This is a genomic window from Pseudomonas sp. NBRC 111140 (genome assembly GCF_001320885.1).
GTDB lineage: Bacteria > Pseudomonadota > Gammaproteobacteria > Pseudomonadales > Pseudomonadaceae > Aquipseudomonas > Aquipseudomonas putida_P.
The window spans coordinates 1-2,404 of sequence record NZ_BCBQ01000184.1 but is presented as its reverse complement, the minus strand read 5'-3'; the positions used below and the strand labels follow the sequence as shown (position 1 = coordinate 2,404).

Here is a 2,404-nt window from a genome sequence, read left to right as displayed (position 1 = left end):
GCCCAGCACGCGGAAGTCGTAGGTGTCGATCTCGTCACCGTCAACCACCTGGTAAGTCATGCTCTTCTTGCCGGCGGCCACGTCATGCTGCAGGGCCAGCTGGTAGGACGACTTGTCCAGCACGCCGCGGTTCAGCGGCAGGCTCACGGCATCGCCACGGTCGCTGCCGGTGACCTTCTTGGCGCTCCAGTCGAAGTTCAGGTCGACCTTCTTGGCCTTGCCCAGGCCGCCGCGCTCGAAGTGATACTTCTGCGGCAGTAGGGTGTCGTTTTCCAGGCGCAGGGTGCTTTGCTCGGTCAGGCTGGCGATCATCATGGAGGCCTTGAAATTAAGGTCCCAGGTACCGTTGGCATTTTTGACCAGGCTGCGCTCGGCGGTACCGCTCATGGGCAGCTGCTTCCAGTCGGCGGTGTAGCTGGCCGAGAAGGGCTTCAGATCAGCTGCCTGGAGGGGCAGGGCGAGCACGGCGAGAGCCAAGAGCAGGGCGCGACGCATAAATTCTCCTAGGATCGAATCAAGTGACCGCTGGCCGCCAGTGGCTGGCCGTCCAGTAATGCGCCCTGTTCGCCAAGACGCAAGCGCCCTTCAGCGAACCAGCGCACCGCCAGCGGGTAGATCAGGTGTTCCTGACGGTGTACCCGTTGGGCCAGGCTTTCGACGGTGTCGTCAGACGCCACCGGTACCACAGCCTGTACGACCAGTGGGCCGCCATCGAGTTCCTCAGTCACGAAGTGTACGCTGCAGCCATGCTCGGCGTCGCCTGCTTCCAGCGCCCGGCGGTGGGTATGCAGGCCCTTGTACTTGGGCAGCAACGACGGGTGGATGTTGAGCAGGCGGCCCTGATAGTGGCGCACGAAGCCGCCGCTGAGGATGCGCATGAAGCCGGCCAGCACCACCAGGTCCGGGGCAAAGCCGTCGATGCGCGCCATCAAGGCGGCATCGAAAGCTTCACGGCCGTCGAACTGGGTGTGGTCAAGCACGGCACCTTCGATGCCCGCTGCCGTGGCGCGTTGCAGGCCGTAGGCATCGGCGCGGTTGGAAACCACCGCACGGATGCGCACCGGACTGTCCTGGCCTTGGCAGCTGTCGATCAGGGCTTGCAGGTTGCTGCCGGAGCCCGACAGCAGTACCACTACATTGCAGGTCTTGCTCGGCATCAGTGTGCCTTGAGGTTCTGCAGCTCGACCTGGGCGGCGCCTTCGGCGGCTTCGGCGATGTGGCCGATCACCCATGGCTGTTCACCGGCGGCGCGCAGTTCGTTCAGGGCCGCTTCGACCTGGTCCTGGGCGACGCAGATGACCATGCCCACGCCGCAGTTCAGCACACGGTGCATTTCGTGCTCGTCGACGTTGCCTTTTTCCTGCAGGAAGTCGAATACCGCAGGGCGCTGCCAGCTGGCCACGTCAACCACGGCCTGGGCGTTTTTCGGCAGCACGCGCGGGATGTTGTCCAACAGGCCGCCACCGGTGATGTGGGCCATGGCCTTGACTGCGCCAGTGTTCTTGATCAGTTGCAGCAGCGGCTTGACGTAGATGCGGGTCGGCGCCATCAGCAGGTCGGTCAGCGGCTTGCCGTCCAGCTGGGTGTTTTCGATGTCGGTAGCCGACACTTCGAGGATCTTGCGGATCAGCGAGTAGCCGTTGGAGTGCGGGCCCGAGGACGGCAGAGCGATCAGCGCGTCGCCAGTGGCAACCTTGGAGCCATCGATGATTTCGGCCTTTTCCACCACGCCGACGCAGAAACCGGCCAGGTCGTAGTCTTCGCCTTCGTACATGCCAGGCATTTCGGCGGTTTCACCACCGACCAGCGAGCAGCCGGCCAGTTCGCAACCGGCGCCAATGCCGGTGACCACGGTGGCAGCCACGTCAACGTTCAGCTTGCCAGTGGCGTAGTAGTCCAGGAAGAACAGCGGCTCGGCGCCGCATACCACCAGGTCGTTGACGCACATGGCGACCAGGTCCTGGCCGATGCTGTCGTGCTTGTTCAGGTTCAATGCCAGGCGCAGCTTGGTGCCGACGCCGTCGGTGCCGGAGACCAGCACCGGCTGCTTGTAGCCAGCCGGGATCTCGCAAAGGGCGCCGAAGCCACCCAGGCCACCCATGACTTCAGGGCGTGCGGTGCGTTTTGCCACGCCCTTGATGCGTTCGACCAGTGCTTCGCCGGCGTCGATGTCTACACCGGCGTCCTTGTAGCTCAGGGAGGGTTGCTTGCTCATTGATCCAGGCCTTTAGGAGGGAGGGATTCTTAAAAACGACCATGACGGCCAAGGCCGGCGGGTAAGCGGCGGCTGCCTGAAACGTCAGTGGTCTGTGAAGGCGCGCGATTTTATCAGGGTTGCCGGGCAGCGGCCATCCTCAGGCCGACGGGCAGGGCGGTAAATTGTTGAAAAAGGGCAGAGGGGGGG

Annotated in this window: 3 protein-coding genes; all 3 read right to left on the bottom strand. The window is 63.8% G+C overall.

What is annotated here, in order from left to right; genetic code table 11:
* The coding region (locus APH42_RS28745; RefSeq protein WP_060494747.1) for a DUF3108 domain-containing protein at nucleotides 1-495 on the bottom strand (495 nt) is incomplete at its 3' end.
* Between the two features lie 8 nt (nucleotides 496-503).
* On the bottom strand, nucleotides 504-1,157 hold the full coding sequence (gene purN, locus APH42_RS28740; protein ID WP_012270945.1) for a phosphoribosylglycinamide formyltransferase: 654 nt from the start codon (nucleotides 1,155-1,157) through the stop codon (nucleotides 504-506).
* Nucleotides 1,157-2,215 (bottom strand): phosphoribosylformylglycinamidine cyclo-ligase, encoded by a 1,059-nt coding sequence (gene purM / locus APH42_RS28735; RefSeq protein ID WP_003252437.1) that lies wholly within the window; start codon nucleotides 2,213-2,215, stop codon nucleotides 1,157-1,159. The genes purN and purM overlap by 1 nt, the downstream gene beginning before the upstream one ends.
* Between the last annotated feature and the right edge of the window lie 189 nt (nucleotides 2,216-2,404).